This is a genomic window from Lactococcus sp. LG1267, assembly GCF_017309545.1.
Taxonomy (GTDB): domain Bacteria; phylum Bacillota; class Bacilli; order Lactobacillales; family Streptococcaceae; genus Lactococcus; species Lactococcus petauri.
This window is the reverse complement of record NZ_CP071295.1, coordinates 2062206-2082956: the sequence shown is the minus strand read 5'-3', so window position 1 is coordinate 2082956 and position 20751 is coordinate 2062206. Positions and strand designations below refer to the sequence as shown.

General features: G+C 38.5%; 26 protein-coding genes. 18 read left to right on the top strand and 8 right to left on the bottom strand.

The annotated features are described in order from the left end of the window. Nucleotides 1–65: 65 nt before the first annotated feature. The 8 genes from J0J33_RS10190 to J0J33_RS10155 all read left to right on the top strand — a co-directional run bounded on the left by J0J33_RS10190 (nucleotide 66) and on the right by J0J33_RS10155 (nucleotide 6308). Nucleotides 66–668, top strand: a complete 603-nt coding sequence (locus J0J33_RS10190) for a thymidine kinase (RefSeq protein ID WP_019293406.1) — start codon at nucleotides 66–68, stop codon at nucleotides 666–668. Nucleotides 669–692: 24 nt separating this feature from the next. Next, entirely contained in the window at nucleotides 693–1766 is a 1074-nt protein-coding gene (gene prfA, locus J0J33_RS10185) for a peptide chain release factor 1 (protein WP_019293405.1), read from the top strand. Next, nucleotides 1766–2302, top strand: coding sequence for a hypothetical protein (locus J0J33_RS10180; RefSeq protein WP_117517740.1), 537 nt, complete (start codon nucleotides 1766–1768; stop codon nucleotides 2300–2302). Before prfA ends, J0J33_RS10180 begins: the two co-directional genes overlap by 1 nt. A gap of 27 nt (nucleotides 2303–2329) precedes the next feature. Next, nucleotides 2330–3142, top strand: a complete 813-nt coding sequence (prmC, locus tag J0J33_RS10175; protein WP_019293403.1) for a peptide chain release factor N(5)-glutamine methyltransferase — start codon at nucleotides 2330–2332, stop codon at nucleotides 3140–3142. Beyond that, nucleotides 3143–3571 carry an N-acetyltransferase gene (locus tag J0J33_RS10170; protein WP_206887772.1) on the top strand — a complete coding sequence of 143 codons (429 nt, stop codon included), beginning with the start codon at nucleotides 3143–3145 and terminating at the stop codon, nucleotides 3569–3571. It abuts the gene before it with no gap. A gap of 1 nt (nucleotide 3572) precedes the next feature. Next, entirely contained in the window at nucleotides 3573–4175 is a 603-nt protein-coding gene (locus J0J33_RS10165) for an L-threonylcarbamoyladenylate synthase (RefSeq protein ID WP_117517746.1), read from the top strand. A gap of 114 nt (nucleotides 4176–4289) precedes the next feature. Further along, nucleotides 4290–5531: a serine hydroxymethyltransferase gene (gene glyA, locus J0J33_RS10160; protein WP_019293400.1), complete on the top strand. Its 1242-nt coding sequence runs from the start codon at nucleotides 4290–4292 to the stop codon at nucleotides 5529–5531. 165 nt (nucleotides 5532–5696) lie between these two features. Continuing rightward, nucleotides 5697–6308 (top strand): lysozyme family protein, encoded by a 612-nt coding sequence (locus J0J33_RS10155; protein WP_061414669.1) that lies wholly within the window; start codon nucleotides 5697–5699, stop codon nucleotides 6306–6308. Between the two features lie 44 nt (nucleotides 6309–6352). Here J0J33_RS10155 and J0J33_RS10150 read toward each other — a convergent pair whose 3' ends face one another. Continuing rightward, entirely contained in the window at nucleotides 6353–6628 is a 276-nt protein-coding gene (locus tag J0J33_RS10150) for an acylphosphatase (protein ID WP_061414666.1), read from the bottom strand. Nucleotides 6629–6689: 61 nt separating this feature from the next. Here J0J33_RS10150 and J0J33_RS10145 point away from each other — a divergent pair, with 61 nt between their 5' ends. Next, entirely contained in the window at nucleotides 6690–7418 is a 729-nt protein-coding gene (locus tag J0J33_RS10145; RefSeq protein ID WP_019293397.1) for an RNA methyltransferase, read from the top strand. Nucleotides 7419–7446: 28 nt separating this feature from the next. Here the strand turns inward: J0J33_RS10145 and J0J33_RS10140 are convergent, their stop codons facing one another. Continuing rightward, nucleotides 7447–7890: a flavodoxin gene (locus J0J33_RS10140; RefSeq protein WP_019293396.1), complete on the bottom strand. Its 444-nt coding sequence runs from the start codon at nucleotides 7888–7890 to the stop codon at nucleotides 7447–7449. A gap of 158 nt (nucleotides 7891–8048) precedes the next feature. Between J0J33_RS10140 and J0J33_RS10135 the strand changes: the two genes are divergently transcribed. Both J0J33_RS10135 and J0J33_RS10130 read left to right on the top strand, forming a co-directional pair. Further along, nucleotides 8049–8906 (top strand): methionyl aminopeptidase, encoded by an 858-nt coding sequence (locus J0J33_RS10135; RefSeq protein WP_117517750.1) that lies wholly within the window; start codon nucleotides 8049–8051, stop codon nucleotides 8904–8906. A gap of 51 nt (nucleotides 8907–8957) precedes the next feature. Next, a complete protein-coding gene (locus tag J0J33_RS10130) occupies nucleotides 8958–9860 on the top strand; it encodes a YihY/virulence factor BrkB family protein (RefSeq protein WP_086583086.1) in 903 nt (300 codons plus the stop codon). A 41-nt stretch (nucleotides 9861–9901) separates the two neighbouring features. On the opposite strand, the gene J0J33_RS10125 is transcribed toward J0J33_RS10130, so the two are convergent. Continuing rightward, entirely contained in the window at nucleotides 9902–10357 is a 456-nt protein-coding gene (locus J0J33_RS10125; protein ID WP_003134318.1) for a GtrA family protein, read from the bottom strand. A 293-nt stretch (nucleotides 10358–10650) separates the two neighbouring features. After that, nucleotides 10651–11064, bottom strand: a complete 414-nt coding sequence (arr, locus tag J0J33_RS10120; protein ID WP_206887770.1) for an NAD(+)--rifampin ADP-ribosyltransferase — start codon at nucleotides 11062–11064, stop codon at nucleotides 10651–10653. 190 nt (nucleotides 11065–11254) lie between these two features. Here arr and J0J33_RS10115 point away from each other — a divergent pair, with 190 nt between their 5' ends. From J0J33_RS10115 to gndA, 7 genes are all read left to right on the top strand, one after another. Further along, the gene (locus J0J33_RS10115) at nucleotides 11255–11434 is read left to right on the top strand and encodes a hypothetical protein (RefSeq protein ID WP_014025241.1); all 180 of its coding nucleotides are present in this window, start codon (nucleotides 11255–11257) and stop codon (nucleotides 11432–11434) included. A gap of 175 nt (nucleotides 11435–11609) precedes the next feature. Then, nucleotides 11610–12533, top strand: coding sequence for an HPr(Ser) kinase/phosphatase (gene hprK / locus J0J33_RS10110; RefSeq protein WP_019293392.1), 924 nt, complete (start codon nucleotides 11610–11612; stop codon nucleotides 12531–12533). A gap of 33 nt (nucleotides 12534–12566) precedes the next feature. Continuing rightward, on the top strand, nucleotides 12567–13328 hold the full coding sequence (gene lgt, locus J0J33_RS10105; RefSeq protein WP_207785850.1) for a prolipoprotein diacylglyceryl transferase: 762 nt from the start codon (nucleotides 12567–12569) through the stop codon (nucleotides 13326–13328). Between the two features lie 131 nt (nucleotides 13329–13459). Continuing rightward, nucleotides 13460–13813, top strand: coding sequence for a hypothetical protein (locus tag J0J33_RS10100; RefSeq protein WP_117517756.1), 354 nt, complete (start codon nucleotides 13460–13462; stop codon nucleotides 13811–13813). Nucleotides 13814–13996: 183 nt separating this feature from the next. Next, nucleotides 13997–14422, top strand: coding sequence for a DUF948 domain-containing protein (locus J0J33_RS10095; protein WP_206921730.1), 426 nt, complete (start codon nucleotides 13997–13999; stop codon nucleotides 14420–14422). A 1-nt stretch (nucleotide 14423) separates the two neighbouring features. Next, the gene (locus J0J33_RS10090; RefSeq protein WP_117517758.1) at nucleotides 14424–15023 is read left to right on the top strand and encodes a YtxH domain-containing protein; all 600 of its coding nucleotides are present in this window, start codon (nucleotides 14424–14426) and stop codon (nucleotides 15021–15023) included. A gap of 121 nt (nucleotides 15024–15144) precedes the next feature. Then, entirely contained in the window at nucleotides 15145–16566 is a 1422-nt protein-coding gene (gene gndA / locus J0J33_RS10085; protein ID WP_061414650.1) for an NADP-dependent phosphogluconate dehydrogenase, read from the top strand. A 269-nt stretch (nucleotides 16567–16835) separates the two neighbouring features. Here the strand turns inward: gndA and J0J33_RS10080 are convergent, their stop codons facing one another. The 4 genes from J0J33_RS10080 to J0J33_RS10065 all read right to left on the bottom strand — a co-directional run bounded on the left by J0J33_RS10080 (nucleotide 16836) and on the right by J0J33_RS10065 (nucleotide 20643). Continuing rightward, nucleotides 16836–17765 (bottom strand): metal ABC transporter substrate-binding protein, encoded by a 930-nt coding sequence (locus tag J0J33_RS10080; protein WP_165707050.1) that lies wholly within the window; start codon nucleotides 17763–17765, stop codon nucleotides 16836–16838. Then, on the bottom strand, nucleotides 17762–18616 hold the full coding sequence (locus tag J0J33_RS10075; protein ID WP_206887767.1) for a metal ABC transporter permease: 855 nt from the start codon (nucleotides 18614–18616) through the stop codon (nucleotides 17762–17764). The genes J0J33_RS10080 and J0J33_RS10075 overlap by 4 nt, the downstream gene beginning before the upstream one ends. A 6-nt stretch (nucleotides 18617–18622) precedes the next feature. Beyond that, nucleotides 18623–19357, bottom strand: a complete 735-nt coding sequence (locus J0J33_RS10070; RefSeq protein WP_086583091.1) for a metal ABC transporter ATP-binding protein — start codon at nucleotides 19355–19357, stop codon at nucleotides 18623–18625. Nucleotides 19358–19710: 353 nt separating this feature from the next. Continuing rightward, on the bottom strand, nucleotides 19711–20643 hold the full coding sequence (locus J0J33_RS10065) for a dihydroorotate oxidase (protein ID WP_206887763.1): 933 nt from the start codon (nucleotides 20641–20643) through the stop codon (nucleotides 19711–19713). Nucleotides 20644–20751: the final 108 nt, after the last annotated feature.

Genomic DNA, 20751 nt, shown 5'->3' with positions numbered 1-20751 from the left:
ATGATATCACTGGAAAATGCTATTAAATAAGGCTTTTAAGCCATTTTTATAAAGGGGAAAGAAAATTGGCACAATTGTACTTCAAATATGGCAGTATGAATTCAGGCAAAAGTATCGAAATCTTGAAAGTTGCCCATAATTATGAAGAACAGGGAAAACCTGTTTTGATTATGACTTCTAGTTTAGATACACGTGCCGGTGTTGGTATAGTTGCAAGTCGTATTGGTATGAGTAGCGAAGCTGTAGCGATTGACGATACCATGAATGTCTATGAATATATCGAAAGCTTGCCAATAAGGCCTTTTTGTGTGTTGATTGATGAAGCTCAATTTCTTAATAAACAAAATATTTATGATTTGGCACGTGTGGTTGATGATTTAAATGTCCCTGTGATGGCTTTTGGCTTAAAAAATGATTTCAGAAATGAACTTTTTGAAGGCTCAAAATACTTATTGCTTCTGGCTGATAAAATCGAAGAAATTAAAACGATTTGCTGGTATTGCAGTAAAAAAGCAACGATGGTTTTACGCATGGTTGAAGGCGAACCTGTCTATGAAGGCGAGCAACTTCAGATTGGTGGTAATGAGAGTTATATTCCAGTGTGCCGTAAGCACTATTTTCACCCTTTGAAAAAGATGGATAGTAATCGTATAAAAGAAGAGATATAAAAAAGAAGTAAGGAAAAATAAAAAATGTTTGATCAACTTGAAACGATGGTAGGACGATATGAGGAGCTGGGCGAATTACTCAGTGATCCACAGGTTGTCAATGATACAAAGCGCTTTATGGAACTTTCACGTGAAGAAGCGAATCTGCGAGATACTGTAGCTACTTATAATGAATATAAAAAAGTGCTTAAAACTATTTCTGACAGTGAAGAAATGCTTGGTGAAGGTGGCCTTGATGAGGACATGAAAGAAATGCTCAAAGAGGAGCTTTCAGAAGCAAAAGCAGCTAAAGAAGAACTGGAAGAAAAGATTAAAATTCTCTTGCTTCCTAAAGACCCAAATGATGATAAAAATATCATCTTAGAAATTCGCGGCGCAGCAGGTGGTGATGAAGCAGCTCTTTTCGCTGGCGATTTGCTAAATATGTACCAACATTATGCAGAGTCACAAGGTTGGAAATTTGAAATCATGGAAGCCAGTGTGACAAGCATTGGGGGTTATAAAGAAGTTTCAGCTCTTGTTTCGGGAACTTCTGTTTACAGCAAACTAAAATATGAATCTGGCGCTCACCGCGTCCAGCGCGTGCCATCAACAGAAACACAAGGTCGTGTACATACTTCAACAGCAACAGTTCTTGTCATGCCTGAAGTTGAAGAATTCGAGATGAAAATTGAGCAAAAAGATCTCCGTGTTGATATCTACCATGCCTCAGGTGCCGGTGGACAAAATGTCAACAAAGTTGCGACAGCTGTACGTATGGTTCACTTGCCTACAGGTATCAAAGTTGAAATGCAAGAAGAACGTACACAACAAAAAAACCGTGACAAAGCCATCAAATTGCTTAATACGAAAGTATTTGACTACTATCAACAAATCGAGATGGATAAGCAAAATGCCGAACGTAAGTCCACTGTCGGAACAGGTGATCGCTCAGAACGTATCCGTACTTACAATTTCCCCCAAAACCGTGTGACAGATCACCGTATCGGACTAACTTTACAAAAATTGGATACCATCCTTTCAGGTAAAATGGATGAAGTCATTGATGCACTTGTGGTTTATGATCAAACGGAAAAATTGGCGGAGCTTAACAAGTAATGACTGAATTTCAATTTGAAGGATTTAGTATTCGGCTGCGCGCAGAAGAGCAAAGATGTATGGAAACGGCAAAGAGAGTGAAGGACGTTGAGACAAAAGTCCTTGTTTTTGAAGTTAGTAACCAAGAAACGCACTTTGATTTGCTCTATTGCCAAGCAATTAACCAAGATTATTGGATCACCATTGAAAATGTTGAGAGTCCTTCAAAGCATCTTCAGAGATTGGATAGGCGTGTACGGATGAGCATTGACTTTTATAAGGACAATGCTTATTGTCGTCTTTGGCAAGAGCTCAAAGAAGGAGACAATTGGAGCAAACGTAAAAAAGTTCTTTCTCTTACAGAATTTGGCAAATACAGCAGTCAATCAGTGACGGAAATTATGAAAAGATTTGATGCACTGGCTCTAGGAAGATTGGAAAATATTGTCAATGAGAAAAATAGGACACGTAATGAAAATGGTGTCCTTTTTGAAAAAGATAATCTGAAAATCCCCATCATCATTTATTTATTGGGGCGTGTTTTCCCTCTCCTTTAAAATGAGAGGAAAGTGAGGAAAGAAAAAATGTTATGGATTGAGGCAGTGCGCCAATTATCTCAAGATTTGGAAGAGCCTTTTGCTCTGGAATTCGTCTGGAGAAATTTACACGAGATTACAAAATTACAGTGGTTAAATTTACAAAGAGAAACGATTTCAGATACGGATTTAGCTGCACTTACATCTGTCGCGCAGCGTTTAAAAAATAATGAACCGCCACAATATATTGTAGGATGGGCTGAATTCTGTGATTTGAAACTTGCGGTGGATGAGCGCGTTCTGATTCCACGTCCAGAAACAGAAGAGCTGGTGCAGATGATTCTCGCTGAAAATGAGCAAGATAAACGCGCGGTTTTAGATATTGGTACAGGATCGGGAGCTATTGCTCTAGCGCTCGCTCAGAAAAGAAAACAGTGGGACATTACTGCATCGGATCTTTCAGAAAAAGCACTTGAACTTGCTCAATTGAATGCAAAAACACATCAACTTTCTCTTAATTTCATTCTCTCTGATGTCTTTGAAAATATCCCAGGTCAGTACGATATTATTGTGTCCAACCCTCCCTATATTGCCTTTGATGAAACATATGAAATGGATCAATCCGTCATTCGCTTTGAACCGGATAGTGCACTCTTCGCTGAAAAGCAAGGACTGGCAATTTATCAGAAAATTGCTGAAGCAGCTCACCAATTTTTAAAGCCACAAGGAAAAATATATTTAGAAATTGGATATAAACAAGGTCAAGCAGTGAAAGACTTGTTTGAGAAGGCTTTTCCTGCTAAAAAAGTATGTGTGCACCGTGATATTTTTGAAAAAGATCGTATGATAAGTGTGACATAGATGGAAATAAAACGTATAGAAGTAAAGAAAGAGAGCTATCTCCCTTTACTTCTTTTAGCTGATGATCACGAGCATATTATGAGCTATCTTGCAAAAGGTGAACTTTTTGTGCTGATGGATCAGTCCGAAGTCAGGGCAGTATGTGTAGTTAGCCTGACTCTCGAAATTGAAAATCTAGCTGTAGCTACAGAAGCACAAGGACAAGGCTATGGGAGAGCGCTTCTAAAACACCTTTTTGAAACGTACAAGGGCCAAGGTGTCATGACCGTTGGGACAGACGATATATCGGGGAATGTTCTTTTCTATGAAGCTTGTGGTTTTGAATTTACTCATAAGATAGAAAATTATTTTATTGACCATTATAGTTTTCCGATTTACGAAGATGGAAAACGACTTAAAGATAAATGCTACTTAAGAAAGGAGCTATAAAATGACAGTTGAAAAAGCAATATCAGCTTTAAAAGCAGGAGAATTGGCAGTACTACCGACAGAAACAGTTTACGGCATTTTTGCGGATGCAACCAACGAAGCAGCGGTGCAAAAACTTTATGCTGTAAAAGGACGTCCTGTTGAAAAAGCGTTGAATATGAACGTAGCAGATTACGACACAATTTTAAAATTTTCAGTGCATCAACCTGCTTACCTTGAAAAACTCGTGAAAAATTTTCTACCTGGACCCTTGACAATTATTTTAGAAGCAAGTCCGGAAGTTCCCGAGTGGATACATGTAGGGAAAACTACTGTTGGATTCCGAATGCCTTCAATTCCAGCCACACAAGAAGTAATTAAAGCTTTAGGGGTTTTAGTTGGTCCATCTGCTAATCTTACGGGCTCACCAAGTCCACGTTTCTATGAGGATTTAACATCTGCTATCCTTGATAAAGCAGCTGTTGCACTTCAAGATGACAGTATTTATGGTTTAGATACAACGATTTTGGATCTCTCTGGTGAAAAGCCCAAAATTTTACGTCAAGGGGCAATTACAGCGCAAGAACTTCTTGATGCGGTTCCAGAATTATCTGAAATTGTCTGAACAAATAATTTGGTTCGGCACTTTGCTTTAGATATAATGGAAGATGTACAAAAGCTACCCACGCAAAAAGAGAAGTGCTTGAGGTAAGCATCGTATAAGGCAAAGGAGACATACATGGAAATTTATAATTTTGAAGCGTTTGATCCAGAACTTTGGGCTGCTATTCATGCCGAAGAAGTTCGACAACAAGAAACAATTGAGTTAATTGCCTCAGAAAATATCGTATCCCCAGCGGTACGTGCAGCTCAGGGTTCTGTCTTAACAAATAAATACGCAGAAGGTTATCCGGAAAAGCGTTATTACGGCGGGACAGAAGCTGTAGATGTGGTGGAAAACTTGGCCATCGAGCGCGCCAAAGAACTCTTCCATGCAGACTTTGCTAATGTGCAGCCACATTCTGGATCACAAGCCAATGCAGCAGCTTACATGGCACTGATTGAGCCCGGAGATACTGTACTAGGTATGGACTTGAATTCTGGTGGTCATTTGACTCATGGTTCTCAAGTCAACTTCTCAGGCAAGATGTATAATTTTGTTTCTTACGGTCTTAATCCAGAAACAGAGTTGCTTGATTTTGACGAAATTGCAGAACAAGCTGAAAAGCATCGCCCAGCACTTATTGTTGCTGGAGCATCAGCTTATTCGCGTATTATTGATTTTTCAAAATTCCGTGAGATTGCAGATCGTGTTGGTGCAAAATTGATGGTAGACATGGCTCATATTGCTGGTCTTGTGGCTACAGGTCACCATCCAAGTCCTTTCCCTTATGCAGATGTAGTAACTTCTACAACACATAAAACATTACGTGGTCCACGTGGTGGTCTCATTTTGACAAATGATGCGGAGCTAGCTAAAAAAATCAATAGTGCTATCTTCCCAGGTTTACAAGGCGGTCCTTTAGAGCATGTCATTGCTGCTAAAGCAGTTGCTTTTAAAGAAGCCTTGTCACCAGATTTTTCAATCTATATTGATCAAGTAGTGAAAAATACAGCAGCTATGGCTGATGAATTTAGCAGAGCCGGTTTACACGTTATCTCAGATGGTACAGACAACCATCTATTCCTCGTCAAAGTAACAGAGCTTGGCATTAACGGTAAAGAAGCACAAAATCTCCTTGATACAGTTAACATCACTCTCAATAAAAACTCTGTTCCTGGTGAGGAACTTAGTCCTTTTAAAACAAGTGGTGTGCGTATAGGTGCAGCGGCAATCACTAGCCGCGGTATGAAAGAAGAAGAAAGTCGTAAGATTGCACAAGCAATTATTAAAGCATTATCAAATAAAGATGATGAATTTGCACTTCAAGAGGTTCGCCAATTTGCATTAGATTTGACAAAAGGGTTTCCTTTAGTCTAGAATATAAGTACGACTTTTTTAACAAAATTTCCACCACCGAATAAAAATGAACAGTGATAAGTAAATAAAGGTGGAAATGCTAGAGAAGTTTTTAACATGAGATGGCATATAATAACAACTGGAATTGAGACATGAGCCGTCGAAAAAATGATTAGGAATAGATAAATGTTGAAAATTTTGAAGCTATTCATCAAGCTTGCGCTACTGGCAGCAGTGGTCGGAGCAGGTTTTTACGTGCACAGAACTTATAGAAACGTAAAAAATGTGATGCAATATGAAAAATCGGTTGATGCAACCTTGAAGGCTCAAGGCTTAGAGGGCGATACAAAGCTTGCATTGGCTATTATTTATACAGAAACAAAAGGAAATGCTGCGGATGTTATGCAGTCAAGCGAGAGTTTGAATGGCAATCAAAATAGTATTTCAGATGAAGATAAAAGTATTGCGCAAGGTGTTTCCAATCTTTGTAAAGTTTTAGAGTACGCTGAAGATAAAAAAGTTGATATTTGGACAGGAGTTCAAGCATATAACTTTGGTCAAGCATATATAGATTATGTTGCGAAAAACGGTGGAAAAAATAATTTAGAACTGGCTGAAAAGTATTCACGTACAGTTGTAGCACCTAGCTTGGGAAACACCACGAGTGCAACCTATTACCATGTAACGGTCGATTCTTTAATGAATAGCGGAGGGAAACTCTACGTTAACGGGGGAAATATGTACTATGCCAATGAAGTCAAATGGCATTTGATGCTTCTTAATCTTTTTAACTGGTAAACCAAAAAAAGGCCTGTTTAAGACAGTCTTTTTTTGGTTGTTCATTAATATTTAATATCGAAATTTTTAAAGTCCGGGAATTCGTCTGGATAGGTTTCGAGTTTTGTGACTGAAGCAAAAGGAGTGGGGCCTTTCCGAAGTTTATCTTCGAAGTCTGACAAAGCTTTCTGACTATCAGACTGGACATAAAGCCCCACAGTGCCATCGGAATTATTCCATACGCGTCCTTTGAGTTTGAGTTGCCGTGCGATTTGGACTGTACCATAACGGAAACCAACACCTTGTACCTGTCCATGAGCAATCATTTTAACCTTATACATACTTACACCTCCTTATAGGAAAATAAAAATCTTCATGTATTCTATGTTATAATTATAGCAAATGGAAATTATTACAGCAAAAGACAATAAAAAAATAAAAGAAGCACGTAAGCTGCTGACAAAGAAAAAATATCGCAAAAATTCTTATCTTATTGAGGGCTTTCATTTGCTAGAAGAAGCTGTCAATTCGGGAGCGAAAATTTTACAAATCTTTGTGGAAGAAAACAAATATCACCAAGTTGCACATCTGGAAGAAGTTATCGCAGTGAGTTCAGAAGTTCTTAAAAGCCTATCGGATGCTGGAACACCGCAAGGTGTTGTCGCTGAGGTAGCTTTCGAAGAAGTGAAAGTTGAGTTGAAGAACGGTAAGTACTTAGTACTTGAAAATGTCCAAGATCCTGGCAATGTCGGGACGATGATTCGGACAGCTGATGCTGCAGGATTTTCAGCAGTACTTTGTCTCGGAGATACGGCAGATATTTATGCTCCAAAAGTGATGCGAAGTATGCAAGGGAGTAACTTTCACATTCCTATTTTGTCTGTGGCAGATTTTACGGAATTGCAAAAAGCGCACATTCCTCTTTATGTTACCACTTTATCTAACCAGTCCATCAGTCATAAAGAACTTGTAGCCGAAAAGGATTTTGCCTTAGTTATGGGGAATGAAGGCGCAGGTGTCTCTGCTCAGGCAGTCGCGGCGGCCGATAAACTTGTCCATATAGAGATGCCTGGACGTGCAGAGTCTTTGAATGTCGCTGTTGCGGCGGGAATTTTGATGTTTAGTCTATAAAAAAACTGCTCATGAGCAGTTTTTTCTTTTATTGAACTTTGGACGCTAATGTTTCCGCAAAAGCCTCAAGATTTGTAATATCTTCATCTTCAGCATTCAAGTCAACTTTGACAGATTCTGCCCCTTTTTCAGCTCCAGTAAGTGCAAATTGTTCCTCAAACATGTCGACACAAATACAGAAATCATCATAGAAAGTATCCCCTGAACCACAGACACCGAAAGTTTTTCCAGAAAGATCAACATCTTGCAAGTCTTCATAGAAATCTACGATTTCATCTGGCAATTCACCATCACCATAAGTATAAGTGGCAACGATACAGAGATCGGCATCTTCGAATTCGTCAGCGTCAACTGAAGTACATTCGTCCAAATCTACATCAAGACCTAAATCTTCCAATTTATCAGCGACAATTTCCGCGATTTCTTGCGTATTGCCGGTCATACTTGCATAAACTACTTTTGCTAAAGCCATTTTTTGCTCCCTTGTGAAATTTATATAACAAAATTATATCAAGAAATTCCAGAAAAATCAGCTCCTGTGCATTTTTCGGGGCTTTCTACCACAGTATTTTTATGATAAAATAGGATTATCATTGCGATTAAAGAAATATTTAGAAGAAGGTAAAAATAGTGATTACATTAAAATCTCAACGTGAAATAGATCAAATGGATCGTGCCGGCTCTTTGTTGGCAAGTATCCACATCGGTTTGCGTGATTTGATAAAACCAGGTATCGACATGTGGGAAATTGAAGAGTATGTACGAAAAGTATGTAAAGAAAATAATACTCTTCCTCTCCAAATTGGTGTAGATGGTTCAATTATGGATTATCCTTATGCCACATGTTGTTCATTGAACGATGAGGTTGCGCATAGTTTCCCTCGTCACATGAAATTAAAAGATGGCGATCTTATCAAAGTAGATATGGTTTTGGGCATGGTTGAAGATGGTTCTGTCGATGTTTCAAAACTTGATTTTGATAATGTTCCTGAGATGAAGAAATATACCGAGGGTTTCAGCGGAGCTATTGCAGATAGCTGCTGGGCTTATGCTGTAGGCACACCATCAGAAGAAGTTAAAAATCTTATGGATGTGACACGTGAGTGTCTCTATCTTGGAATCGAACAAGCTGTCGTTGGTAACCGTATCGGGGACATTGGAGCAGCTATTCAAGAACATGCAGAAAGTCGTGGTTATGGCGTAGTTCGTGACCTTGTCGGACATGGCATGGGCCCAACCTTCCACGAAGATCCACTTGTGCCTCATTACGGAAAAGCTGGACGTGGTTTACGTTTGCGTGAGGGTATGGTTTTGACCATTGAACCAATGATTTCGACAGGAACTTGGGAAATTGATACGGATATGGAAACAGGCTGGATGCATAAGACATTGGATGGTGGTTTATCATGTCAATATGAACATCAGTTTGTCATTACCAAAGATGGCCCAGTAATTTTGACAAGCCAAGGAGAAGAAGGCACTTACTAATAAGTTTCTCCTATTTATTAAGACGTAAAAATGAAAGGAGGAGAAGACCAGATGAAAGCTCTTTTTCAACGTGTGTCGTCTTGGCAAACTTTGAAGGACTTTATGAACTTTTATAAAAGTTCAGAGATGTCCTTATCAAGTATTGCTGTGGCTTATTACTTGCTTTTATCCATTTTCCCGCTACTTTTGATTTTTGCCAACATTCTCCCCTTCTTAAATCTTGATATTGATATGATTTTGGATGTGCTTCATGATCAGATTCCGGAGCAGATTTATGATATGAGTGTTGGATTTATCCGAAATGTCTTGGAAAATCCCAATACAGGATTACTTTCGATTTCCGTTTTGGCTGGCTTCTGGACATTTTCCCGTGCACTTGCGACCTTACAGATGGCTATGAATAAAGCTTATGAGGTTTCAGAACATCGAGACTTCATTCTCAGCCGAATTATTGGTTTAGTTGTTGGCTTGGGGCTCATGGTTATGCTCTCTTTAACTATTTTAATTTCAACATTTGGTCAGGTGATTTTGACCTATGTGCATGAGAATCTCTTTGCCTTTGATGATCGACTGTACCGGACTTTGCAAACAGCTACCTTACCAGTTGTCATCATTGTTGTGCTTATTTCTTTGATTTTACTGTACTTTGTCTTACCCAATGTCAAAATACATAAACTCCGCTATATTATGCCGGGGACCATTTTCTCTACCTTGGTCCTTGTGGCACTGCCTCATTTTTTTGGGGCCTATTTAAGTCGAGCTTTAGGGCAAATGCGTGACTTTAAACTGGTTGGTTCCTTGCTTATTTTTGGTTTAATGATTTGGTTTATTTTTATTGCTAAAGTTATTATCATCGGAGCAGTATTCAATGCTACTTATCAGAAAAAGTCCTTTGGTCAAATCGAAACCCGACGTGGTGAGATTGTTGCATTTATTAAAGAAATTAGAAAATAAAAAAAACGCTCTGTTTTGGCAGACGTTTTTTTATTATACATTTATACTTTCGCTTTTTTACGGAAAACAATAAATTTAGAATAGAAGTAGTTCAAGACAATATTCAATACTTGGATTGCCAGTGAAAGGGCAAGAACAACTACTGGTTTTTTCAAGTGCAAGAGATCCATCAAAATTTCTGGATGACTATCAATAAACCACCACTTCAGAACGATGGCCAAAAGCATGAAGAATAAACGTCCGGCAGCAAAGTTAAGGAAATCGCGGAAAATGTGCGTAGATTTATGCTTGAAAACCCAAATTTTATTGGTAAAGAAAGCGAAGATAATACTAACAATTTGTCCGATAGCCTCTGAAATCGCCCCAGCGTTTATTCCGGGGTGATTAAGCAGGTAAAAGCTTGACTGCATAAAGACGTAATAGACAAGGGTCGTCAAGACGCCGAAGACGAGATAAGTGAAAGCTTCAGTCTTAGCAAAGTTTTTAATTTTTTCCATAGCACCTCATTTTACCAAATTTGTAGTTTTTTTGCTAGATGATATAGGAGAATAAGATTCAGTTGCCTTAGATTTTTAAGGCTTTAATCTTATTAACTTTTAGTTTATCTCCGTTTGTGGTAAAAGACCAGCGTTGCTTGAAGGCATCACGTGTCATATTGTTCCCTTTAATGATACGCTGTGTATTGAGTTCAATAAGAAAATCAATAGCTACAAATGAAATATCTATTTCAAACCGAGAGCTATCTTTTGGCTTTAAGCCGCTTTAAAATTTAGTTGGATGTAAGTGGGATTTAATTAATGATAGTTGATTTATTATTTGTAGTACGTGCAGCTATTTTTTCACGTAAACTATCAATCTTATCTTGAGGTTGCTCCACCCAATCGGTCACCTCAGCAATTATTTTTAGGGGTGCAGTAGAGCGATAAGAACGAGTTGGGTTACCAGGAAATTTTTTATCGGTCACATTGGGATCATTTTCATAAGGGCCTGTTGGTTCCACCAGATAGACATGCGGTACCTCAGCTTTTCCAGCAGCGATTTGTGCAGCAAAGCCAGCGCCATCTTTTAAAGCTGTAAAATAGATATGATTCATAGTCACACGTGAATCATAATTAGAGGCAAAACCCGCCCTTAAATAATCCCCTATTTTAAGTTTGGCTTTCGTCCCATGGTAGAAAGGACCTTCATCATGTACTTTTTCCATCAAGTAATCTTCTTTCTAAAATTGATCTCAAAGCTGCTGATGTGCTATGATCATAATGTATTATACAGTATCCCCAAACTTTTTTCTATCAGGAAGCGAAGGAAAAAACTATTGTAAAGAAAGTTACGTTGTGATGGAAATTTCGTTTAGCATATTTGACCTCAGTTCTTGGGTATGATATAGTTAATCTATGTTAAAATCACGATTTTACTCTTTTATACTTGGAACAATCATTGAAGCATGGATTTTTTCCATCGCCTTTTTCCAGGCCCAATGGTTTTGGTTCTTTATTGCAAGCTTCCTTTTAGGTCGCAGAATTTACGTGGCTTATAAAGTAGACAAGTTTGTAAAACTCAGCAAAATCAAATAATGGATAACATCCATTATTTTTTTTACTATTTTTAGCTCTAAGATGAACCAGTATGCCAAGTTATACTTTAGCTATCAAACTGGAATAAAATATTACACTTTTCTAGCCTAAGCAAAAAGGATTATTATCTATATTTTGATATAATAAGGGGAGAAAATGACAAGAGGAGACATATATGACAGTCACAGTGCAAGATCTCATCAAAAAAATCAAGTTTAATGTTATCTACTCGACAGAAACAGCACTTCAAAAAGAAATTACCACCTCAGATATTTTACGCCCCGGTTTGGAAATGTCTGGTTATTTTGAATACTTTACGCCTGAACGGATACAACTTTTCGGGATGAAGGAATGGTCCTACATGATGAACGAGGTAGGCGATGCGCGTTATGATATTCTTAAAAAAGTAATGACAGAGATAACTCCTGTCGTTATCGTGGCACGTAATCTTGAAATTCCGGAAGAGATGGTGAATGCTGCACGTAAGCATGATATTGTCTTATTGCAATCACGTGAGACAACTAGCCGTCTGAACAGTATTCTGACCTCTTACTTAGATGAAGAGTTGGCAGAGCGTGTCAGTGTACACGGTGTGCTGATGGATATTTATGGTGTTGGTGTTTTGATTCAGGGAGCAAGTGGAATCGGGAAATCAGAAACGGCTTTGGACTTGGTGGCGCGTAATCACCGACTTGTAGCTGATGATCGTGTTGATGTTTTCCAAAGAGATGCCTTTACTTTAGCAGGGGAACCTGCGCCAGTCTTGCAAAATTTCTTGGAACTTCGCGGTGTCGGGATTATTGATGTGATGAGCTTGTACGGTGCGCGTGCAGTCAAAGATCAGACGGATATTGATTTAACAATCTATCTTGAGCCTTACGAAGTTGGGGGCGAATTTGACCGTTTGGGCAATGGTGTGAAAAATATTATCCTCGCCGATGTTGAAGTGCCACAAATTAAGATTCCTGTCAAAACAGGGCGTAATGTTTCGACTATCATTGAAGCTGCTGTGATGAACTACCGTGCCAAAGATATGGGCTATGATGCAACAGCGCTTTTTGAAGATCGTTTGACACATTTAATCGAAAACAATAGCTAAGGAGTTAAAGTGAACAATTTTCCATATTTAGCAATGAATAAGATTGCTTTAGAGTTGGGCCCTTTTTCCATTCATTGGTATGCGATTTTTATTGTGACGGGGGCTGCTCTCGGTGTCTGGATAGCGTGTAAGGAAGCACCGCGGCGAGGTTTGACCTCAGATGATGTGATTGACTTTATCTTGTGGGCTTTCCCCGTCGGACTTATCGGTGTCCGGGCCTACTATGTTGCTTTTCAATGGGATTATTATAGCCAACATCCAAGTGAAATTATCGCTCTTTGGGATGGTGGTGGTGCCATTTATGGCGGACTGATTGCAGGAGCAATTGTCCTGTTTGTCTTTTCTTATTATCGGATGATTAATCCTCTGGATTTACTGGATGTGAGTATTCCGGGTGTACTTATTGGCCAAGCTTTTGGACGTTGGGGAAATTTTGTTAATCAGGAAGCCTATGGCGATGCGGTAAACAACTTAAATTATCTGCCGACCTTTATTCGGGAGCAGATGTTTATTGATGGAGCTTATCGAATACCTACTTTCCTCTATGAAAGTATCGGAACCTTTTCAGGTTTCCTCCTCATTATGATTTTCCGTCATCGTATTCCAGGACTCAAGCGTGGGGAAATCTTTGCTTTCTATCTTATCTGGTATGGGGCAGTACGCTTTATTGTGGAAGGCATGCGGACAGACAGTCTGATGTGGGGAGCATTCCGCGTATCACAGGTCTTCTCAGCTTTAATGATTATTGCCGGGATAGCGTTTGTGCTTATCAGACGTTTGAAAAAAATTGATTAAGAAAAGAATGTAAAAGTGTATCTTTTGTAGCAAGGCAAAAGATACATTTTTTTTATATTACAAAAAAGTAAGTTCAACTTCAGGATAGTAAGCGTAAAATAGAGGTATTAAGAGGAGAAGAGGAGCGAAAAATGAAACGTACACTTGCACTTGTGACAACTGTTGGACTCATCACATTTGGTATTTTTAATATACTCCATCAGCAAACGAGGACCGTCCGTACCATTCCCTCAGATACTCTCAACATTCACAAAACAACTGTCCCACTGAAAAAGACAAATAAAGATGCGCTTAACATTTATACCCCAAATATAACAAAACGAAGCGTTTCACTAGATAAAGATAAATTGTTTGACGAAAGAGGACAAAAAGAAGCACCTATACAAAAAGCCAAGAATTCCGAAAAATTTTACAGCAAAAGCTACACTTTCATCACTGAGCTTGTCAAAGAAGCTGGCAATCTCTCACATAAACTTTTACGGTAAGGACGAGTTTTTTCTGAGGAAAGAATAAAAAAGGGATAAAGCTAAAAATCCTCCAAAACGCTGGTACGAGTGCCCTAAATACCGAGGTGAAATTTATGTGCCAAATTAGTTTATAAAAAATATTAATTTTGCTATAATAAAGTAAAATTACCGTTTGAATTTAAGCGGTTTCGGAGGTGAAGTATGGGAGAAATTAGTGTACAAAATATAGCCTGGCTGATCATTGCAATTGCTTTTGCAGCTTTGGTTATCTTCTTAGTTGTACTTTTAGTTAAAGTTTCAAAAGTTGTTGAGGAAGCCAATCGTACGGTGAAACTCGTTTCTAGTGATGTCGATGTTTTGCTTCACCAAGCGGATGGCTTGATGGCAAAAGCCAATGTTCTTTTAGACGATGTTAATGGAAAAGTTGCAACAATTGACCCTCTCTTCGTTGCAGTAGCAGAGCTTTCAGAGAGCGTTACTGCGGTGAATAAGAGCAGTCGCGACATGGTTGAACGTTTCTCAAGAAAATCGGGAACCGTGGGTCGTTCAGCTTCAACCTTAGTATTGGCTAAAACAGCAAATAAATTTATGAAGAAGAACAAGAAAAAGAAAGTGGAGGATAAATAATATGTCTAAAAAATCAGGATTTTTAGCAGGAGCTTTGATTGGTGCCGCTGCAGCTTTGTTTTTCGCCCCTAAAAAAGGAAGCGAAATGCGTGAAGATGCGAGCAAGATGTACGACGACTTTAAAGATGATCCAGAAGCCGCATTGAACAACTTACGCGATTTTTCGACAGAAAAATTCAATGATATTAAAGAACGCTTTGAATCAGGAGAAATTTCTGCAGACTCAGCAAAAGATTATTTAACAAGCAAACGTGATCTGATTAAAGAAAAAGTTGACTCAGGTGAACTTTCAAAAGACTCTGTTATCGAATTTTTCAATAGTACACGTGATGCGATTGTTGATAAAATCAATCAAGCCAAAGAAGACACCGAAGAACTTTTCGATGAAAACGAATCAGAAATTACTGACGAAGTAGTGGAAAAAACTGCTGAGTTTAAAGAAAAGTTGGATGACAGTGCGGATGCTGTAGCAGATAAGGTTGAAGATGTTAAAGAAGATGCTGCAGAAGTAGTAGAAGATAATGTTGACTTTGGTAAGATTTCTGAAGAAGCTGAAGAGCTTGAAAAAAAAGCTAAAGACCTCTCAGGTACAGAGTGGTAAAAGAGATACTGTCTACGGGCAGTTTTTCTTTTTGTAAAAATGTTACAGTGTTTATTTGAGCTTTTGTAAAGAAATTGCGTTATAATGGTTTTATCAAAAATAAAAAATCGGAGGATTTACAATGACTCAAGCTAATTTTGGCGTAGTCGGTATGGCCGTAATGGGTAAAAACTTAGCCCTCAATGTTGAATCACGTGGATATACGGTTGCCTTATTTAATCGTACGACTGCAAAAACAGAAGAAGTTGTAGCTGAACATCCAGATAAAAATTTTGTCTTGACAAAAACAATCGAAGAATTCGTAGCTGCGATTGAAAAACCACGCCGTATCATGCTTATGGTACAAGCTGGTCCAGCAACTGATGCGACAATTCAAGCACTTTTACCACATTTGGATAAAGGGGACATCTTAATTGATGGTGGAAATACACATTTCCCAGATACAATGCGTCGTAATGCAGAGCTTGCAGACTCAGGCATTAACTTTATCGGTACAGGTGTTTCAGGTGGTGAAAAGGGTGCTCTTGAAGGTCCTTCAATCATGCCTGGCGGACAAAAAGAAGCTTACGATTTGATTGCACCAATCTTTGAACAAATCGCAGGTAAAGCACCTCAAGATGGTAAACCATGTGTGGCTTATATGGGTCCTAATGGTGCAGGTCACTATGTAAAAATGGTCCACAATGGTATCGAGTATGGCGATATGCAACTCATTGCTGAATCTTATGATCTTTTGAAACGTGTACTTGGTCTTGATAATGCTGAAATCCAATCGATCTTTGAAGAATGGAATGAAGGTGAGTTAGACAGCTACCTTATCGAAATCACAAAAGAAGTACTTAAACGTAAAGATGATCAAGGTACAAACGGTTATATCGTGGATAAAATCCTTGATAAAGCCGGTAATAAAGGTACAGGTAAATGGACGTCACAAAGTTCACTTGACTTGGGAGTTCCATTGCCATTGATTACTGAATCCGTGTTTGCCCGTTTCATCTCAACTTATAAAGATGAACGTGTGAAAGCAAGCTCTATCTTATCAGGTCCAGAAGTGAAATTTACAGGCGACAAAGCTGAAATTGTCGAAAAAATCCGTCAAGCGCTCTATTTCTCAAAAATTATGAGCTATGCCCAAGGTTTTGCTCAACTTCGTCAAGCTTCTAAAGAATACGATTGGGATCTTCCTTACGGTACAATCGCTCAAATCTGGCGTGCAGGATGTATCATTCGTGCGGAATTCTTGCAAAACATTACAGATGCTTTTGACAAAGATGCTGACCTTGAAAATCTTCTCTTGGATGAATACTTCATCGATATTACAAAACGTTACCAAGCAGCAGTACGTGATGTTGTAAGCCTTGCTGTTCAAGCAGGTATCCCAGTACCAACATTCACAAGTGCAATCAGCTACTATGATAGCTACCGCTCAGCAAACTTGCCAGCAAACCTTATCCAAGCACAACGTGACTACTTCGGTGCGCACACATATGAACGTACTGACATGGATGGAATTTTCCACTATGACTGGTATACAGAAGACTAAGAGGGAAAACCTTGCTGAGCTAAAGCTCAGTCTTCGTTCACAAGCTCACTACGCTGTCCACTTTTTCTAAGTGCTAAAGCACTAAGACAAGTGGCACTTCGGTGCGCACACATATGAACGTACTGACATGGATGGAATTTTCCACTATGACTGGTATACAGAAGACTAAGAGGGAAAACCTTGCTGAGCTAAAGCTCATGTTTTGAAAGAACAAATCAAAAAACTACCAAGACATTGGTAGTTTTTTGATATTCTTAAGAAAATGACGATTACTTACCACTCAACCCATCGGTAATATGCTCAATATTCCATTGGAGCATATCGTAATAGGTATCACCTTTCTGACCTTCGTCTGCAAGAGAGTCAGTAAAGATTTTTGAGTAGATTTTTACACCAGTTTGTCTAGAGACAGATTCCATCGTTTTTGGTGAAACACTGGTTTCCACAAAGAGTGCTTTGACATTTTTGTCTTTGACAATCGTGTTAATGCGGTTGAGTTGGGCTGGTGTACCTTGGTTATCCGTATTGATTTCCCAGATATATTCAGCTGTCAGACCATATTGTTTTGAGAAATACTTAAATGCACCTTCACTGGTAACCAAGATGCGGTCTTCCTGCGGGATGGTTGCAATTTTAGCTTTTGCTTCTGTGTCCAGTTGTTGCAATTTATCCGTGTATACTTTGAGATTTTTTTGATAATCTTCTTTATTCTGGGGATCTTTCTTTGAAAGCTCTTTTTCGATATTTTGGGCATAGATAATGCCATTTTGAATATTAAGCCAAGCATGCGGGTCTTCTTCGCTTTCTTTGCCTTTTTCACTTAAGTGAATGGGAGTAACACCTTGACTGACCATAAAGGTTGAATCTTCTTTACGACTATTTTTAATCAGTTTATCAAACCAACCTTTTCCAGTTTCCAAATTGAGGCCATTGTAAAAGACAAGGTCGGCTTTTTCAACAGCTTGGGTGTCATTGGGTTTCGGATCGTACTGATGGGGATCAGTGCCACGTGGAACCATGCTATAAACATCAACATGGTCTTTCCCGATATTTTCAGCAATATCGGCAATAATGGAATAAGTGGTTACAACCTTAAGTTTATCTGATGCCTTACTTTCTTCTTTTTTGGGCGAGCATGCTGTAAGAAGTAACAAAAGTGAGGCTAAAATGGTAATTAAAGAGAGTTGTTTGCGGTTCATGATTGAGGTCCTTTCTTAGGATAGCGGATAAATCCGTTGCGAGGGCTGAGGAAGAAGGAGAGAGCAAAGGTGAGTGCCCCAACGATTACAATAGTTGCGCTTGTAGGCAAATCATATTGGAAACTGATAATAACGCCCAAAATACCAAAGAGTACTCCTAAGATAGAAGACAACGCGATCATATGTGGCAATTTATTCACCCACAGATAAGAAATTGATGCAGGTATAATAAGCATCGCAACTACAAGTACAATCCCGACTTGTGACAAGGCAGAAATTGTGAAAAGCGTCAGTAAAATCATCAATAAATAGTGATAAAAAGTATTGTTTAAACCGTAAGCTTTAGACATAGTTGGATCAAAGGAAGTAATAAGCAACTCCTTGAAGAAGAGTTTGACTACCAGAACAACACCAACCAATAAAGCCAAAGACTGAACAAGTTCGTGTGGTGTAACAGCAAGAATATTTCCAAAAAGAATATGATTAAGATCCGCACCACTTTCAGCTTTTGTAATTAATATGATTCCTAGAGCAAAGAAGCTACTCAGGATGATACCAATCGAAGCATCTGTCTTCAAACTACTATGTTTGATGATAAATTGAATCAGAATTGCACCTAAAATCCCAGATACTGTTGCGCCAATCAAAACATTTATCCCTAGCATATAAGAGATTGCAACACCTGGTAAGACCGCATGAGATAAAGCATCGCCCATAAGAGAAAGACGTCTCAAAACGATAAAGCTCCCTAAAATTCCGGAGATAATCCCTAACAAAATGGAAGCGATAAAAGCACTCAGCATGGTTACAGTAAGGCCGGTTATATCTGAAAGAAAAAATAAAATATCCACTGTGACTTAGCCCTCGCTTTCCTTGATGATGATATTGCCTAGGGCTTCACCGTAAGCTTTTTGAAGATTTTCATTAGTGAAACATTGGGCTGTATAATCAGCGCCAATCAGTTTTTTATTAAGAATAATCAGATAATCAAAATACGCTTTAACATTATGAAGATTGTGGTGAACGATGATAATCGTTTTACCGTTCTGTCGTAACTCTTCAAGTATGTTAATAATGATTTTTTCGCTCATCATATCGATACCAACGAAAGGTTCATCTAAAAAGTAATAGTCAGCTTCTTGCGCCAACGCACGAGCGATGAAAACACGTTGCAATTGTCCACCGGACAAAGCGCTTAGCTGGCGATCTTTAAAATCATCCAACCCAAGTTTATGAAGTGCATGTTCGGCTTTTTGTCTTTCTTTTTTACGGGGCTTTTGAAAGAGCTTTAAGTTTGGATATGTACCTGTCAAAACCGTATCAAAGACCGTGATTGGAAAACTGAGATCAATCTCACTACGTTGTGCAACATAGGCAATCTTTCTCTTGAAATTCTTGAGTGGAGTTTCATTGATAGTAACAGAACCGGATTTGGTTGGAATCATCTCTAAGATACTTTTCATCAAAGTTGATTTGCCCGCACCGTTAGGTCCAATAACTCCTGTACAGGAGCCTTCAGGTATGTGCAGTGATATATTTTCTAAGGCAAGGTTGCCTTTATACTCGACGGATAAATTTGAAATTTTTAACATTATTTCCCTTGTTTTTAAAGTTCACAGTGAGCTACTGTTGGCGCCCAAGATTTAGTTTGGTGTCGATAGCGTGATTTGAGTTTTGAAAATTTGGGTATATAAAAATAAACTTCATACTGAGGGAGTGTGAAAGGTATGTAGCTTAACATTTCTTTCTATAAATTTTGTTTTCTTCCTGCTCTGTCTTAGCATAAAATGGAAGGGCATAAATTCTAAAAAGTAAAAAGAATTTCTTGTATGAAGTGTTAAATACTATTTTACAGTACATACTAAATAAAGTCAAGTTATTTATAGGGTGCCCTATAAAATTGAAAAAGAAAAACTAAGGTTTTACCTTAGTTTAATTTTTTATATTAAAGACTTTTGAGTTTACCGCGGAATTCATCAATAGATTGGTAGCCTTTTTTGTCCATGATTTCTTGAAGTTCTCTAATGATTCTTGGGAAAATCTCTGGACCTTCTTTGTGGAGGGCGGTCCCAATTTGGAGCAAGCTTGCACCACAGAGAAGATGTTCAAATGCATCTTGTCCTGTTTCGATACCGCCTGTTCCGATGATTTGTATTTCTGGTTTAAGACGCGTGTAGAAGGCACGTACGTTGGCTAAAGCTGTTGGTTTGATGTATTGGCCACCAAGACCACCAAAGCCATTTTTAGGTTTAATTACAACAGCTTCCTCTTCCGTATCGATATAGAGGGCATTTCCGACACTATTGACAGAGTTGACGTAAGTGAGGGGAAACTTGTTAAGAATATCAGCCATTTGATCGAAATGTGCCAAGTCAAAATATGGAGGAAGCTTTACACCCAAAGGTTTCTTGAAGAAAGCAAATACTTTTTCTAACAGTTGCTCTGTTGCTTGGAAATCATAGGCTAATTGAGGTTTACCGGGTACATTTGGACACGAGAGGTTAAGTTCAGTTATACCTGAAAATGCACTCTTTTGAATACGATCCAGCATTTCAAGGTTCTCTTCTGGGCTCATACCAGCAATGGAGAAAAAGGTTGGCTTATCTTGATTTTGTTGTACTTCCAAAACATAATCTAAGTAATAGTCGAAACCTAGATTAGGAAGACCCATAGAGTTAATGCTTCCTAAAGCTAAGTCTACATAACGAGGAGAAGGATTTCCTTCTCTCTTTTCCAAGGTACAGCTTTTAGTGATATAAGCTCCAGTATCAGATTTTTCTAATTCTTGCAGATCCTCGATAGTCATACAATGTACACCAGATGCATTCATAAAAGGATTGGCAAATTTAGTGTGAGCAAAAGTTGTTTCTTGTTTCAAGTCTCTAAAACCTCTTTCATAATTTTTACTATTCTATCATGATTAGATGAGAAATCAAATGATAAAGCTTAAATAGCATAAAAAAAGTATTTTACTTTGTTATATCAC